Source organism: Thermococcus sp. (assembly GCF_027008145.1).
Classification (GTDB): Archaea; Methanobacteriota_B; Thermococci; order Thermococcales; family Thermococcaceae; genus Thermococcus.
Map to the genome: position 1 here is coordinate 1 of NZ_JALTCZ010000070.1, position 2634 is coordinate 2634.

The following is a 2634-nucleotide window of genomic DNA, read 5'->3' on the forward strand; positions in this document are numbered from 1 at the left end:
TATTGGTCAGTTCCGTGTATTATAAGCTTTCCTCAGAAGTGCGTCGAAGTGTGGGCCGGGTACAGAGGCCCGCGTTCACCGCTCGCGCGGGTGGATGCTCCCGGCCCTGTGGGCTCGGCGTGAGCACCCTCCGCTCACGGAACCCGATACCTCGCGGAGGCGGGTTAACCGAGCCCATGCGAGGGGTTATGTCCCCTCGCTGTCGGCACTCTGGGTTAGGTCCCATCCTTAAAAACTTAAGCCGTCGATATCAGTATCACTCCAGCGACCGCTAGGAGAAGACCCTCTAAGATGCGCCTGCTGGGCCTCTCTTTGAGGAAGAGAACGGCTAGAAGGGAGGCAATTATCGGGTTTATTGCCGAGACCGGTGCCGCTATGGATGCTCCGACCAGGGCAACGGAGTAAACGAAAAGGTACTGGCCTATAACAAGACCAAGAAGGGAAGCACCGGCCAGCGATAGGGCTTCTTTAGGTCTCATACCGGCAACCTCCCCACCGTACCTTGGAAGGAAGACCGAGATGCCGGCTGCCCCAAATATCATCCTCAGCCCGGCCAGCTGGAGGTTTGGGATGTAGGCGGTGAGATACTGCATTATTACTATCGCCACGCTCCACAAAATAGGCGCGAGAAACGCAAAGAGAAAGCCCTTTCTGTCGGCGTTCTCTTTCTCCTCGGCGCGTTTGACGATGATTATAGCTACTACAACGAGGAGGGCTCCAATAACCACCTGGGGCTTGACGCCCTTTCCAAGAAAGAGCACCGCCCAGAGTATTGTCCACAGGGGGTATGTGGAGGTTATCGGGACCGTTCTTGAAACCCCCATCCTCTTGAGGGCGTTAAAGTAGAAGTAATCACCGATCACGAAGCCAAAAATCCCGGAGATGAAGGCTAGAAAAAGCAGCATCGGGGGGAGCTTGAACGCTGAGAGGTTCCCAGTCAGGGAAAACGTCAGGAGGAAAATGGCACCTGCTGTGTAGAGCCTGAAGATGTTGGCCCCTATCGGCGAAAGGTTTCTGAGGCCTACCCTGACCAGTATGGTTGCGGATGCCCAGGAGAAGGCCGATACAAGGGCCAGAGTTACACCGATGAGCGTGTTCATGATTGGCCCATAGGGGAAAGGCTTAAAAAATTAGCGATTTATCGTTTCGATGAGGATATGAAAAAGCCTTAAGTTCCAGAGGTGTTCCTCCTTCTTTGATGATGACCTCGGCAGTGCTGACGCAAGGATGATGACGATCTTGAGTGCTGAAATTAAAAAAGGTCAGCGGAGGATGACGTTGAGCCTGCGGAGGTTTATCGGGACACCGTATTCCCTAGACACTTCTCTGATTATTCTGGCGATGGTCTCCCTGATGTCCTGCTTTATCTTCTCGTCTGACACTGCCGAGTAGGCCCCGAAGAGGCCTCCAACGTTCTCCTTCGCGAAGCTCGTCTCGATATCAACGTAAACGCTCCCGCCCTGAACCTCGTGGTTGAGCTTGAGCCACTTGAATGTGGCCCTCGGGATGAGCTTGAGCTCCGCGTGAACCCTGCTCTTGAGCGTCTCTATCGCCGGCTCTATCCTGCTCTTGAGGAGGGTCTGTTCGGCTTCCTTCTTCTTGGTTTCGGTTAGGTGACTAAGCTCCTCGATTCCAGCCTCCTCAAGGAGCTTTTCGACCTCCTTTTCGAGGAGCTCCTTCTTGGCGAGTATCTCGGCCGCTTTTCCAGATGTCACCGTTGAGGTTGTGGGTTTGAGGTCGGGCTGAACTTCTATGAGCTCTATGTCGATCCTGTGAACTGAGATGTAGTGACCTATGCTCCTGCCCAGTTCTCTTGCATGCCTGCTCAGGATGGCTCTTATTGTCCTTTCCACTGTGGGCTTGTCGAGGGAACTCTCGACGGCAACCGCGAGGTTGATCTCGAACTCCCTTCTACCCCTCACGTCGAAGTACGCCCTCGTGACCTTTATCCCGGCTTCCTCGATCTCTTGGACGACGGTCTTTGAAAAGTTACTGAAGTAGGGCCATACGTCCTCAAGGACAGCGAGTCTTATCCGTCCGTCAGTTGTTACGTTACCTTCTCTCTTCTTATCCCTATCCACTATCTCCTGGGGTTTTACCTCCTCACCGTTTATGACGACACTGATGTCCCTGAGGATTGGCTTGACCTCGGCCTCCCTGAGGAGAACTGGGGCGTGCTTGCTGACGATGTGGAAAACCCTCTTCTCCGCTATCTCAATCTCTCTATTGTTCCCGCTCTCGGAGGTTCCGTGAACCCTGACGTTCAGATAAACCACTCCTTCACCAACGTTGGCGTCGAACTCCACCTTCCTTATCCTCAAACCCTTTATTCTCTGGGACTCCTTGATGATGTTCTCTGCGTATTTCTGGAAGGCGCTCTCCGGAAGAGTTCCGCCGGCGAAGTTGACGATAACCTCCGGCTTCTCGGGGACAGGTTGAGGAGCCGGTTTTGGTGCCAGTGCGGCCGGCTTCGGCTTAACCTCAGGGGGCTTCTCCTCAGGTTTTGGAGGTGCTACTTCAGTGACCTCAGCCCTTTTCTCGAAGAGTTCGGAGAGCTGAACCTTGGGTGTCTCGGAGTAAGCATCAAGGTTCTCGGCCACTGACATCTTGAGCTCTATCTCGTCCAGGGTATAA

At 53.9% G+C, this 2634-nt stretch carries 2 protein-coding genes; both read right to left on the minus strand.

Annotation, left to right across the window (positions count from 1 at the left end):
• Positions 1–236: 236 nt before the first annotated feature.
• A complete protein-coding gene (locus MVD07_RS03425) occupies positions 237–1100 on the minus strand; it encodes a DMT family transporter (protein WP_297498685.1) in 864 nt (287 codons plus the stop codon).
• Positions 1101–1262: 162 nt separating this feature from the next.
• Positions 1263–2634: hypothetical protein (locus MVD07_RS03430; RefSeq protein ID WP_297498688.1), on the minus strand; the 1372-nt coding region annotated here is incomplete at its 5' end.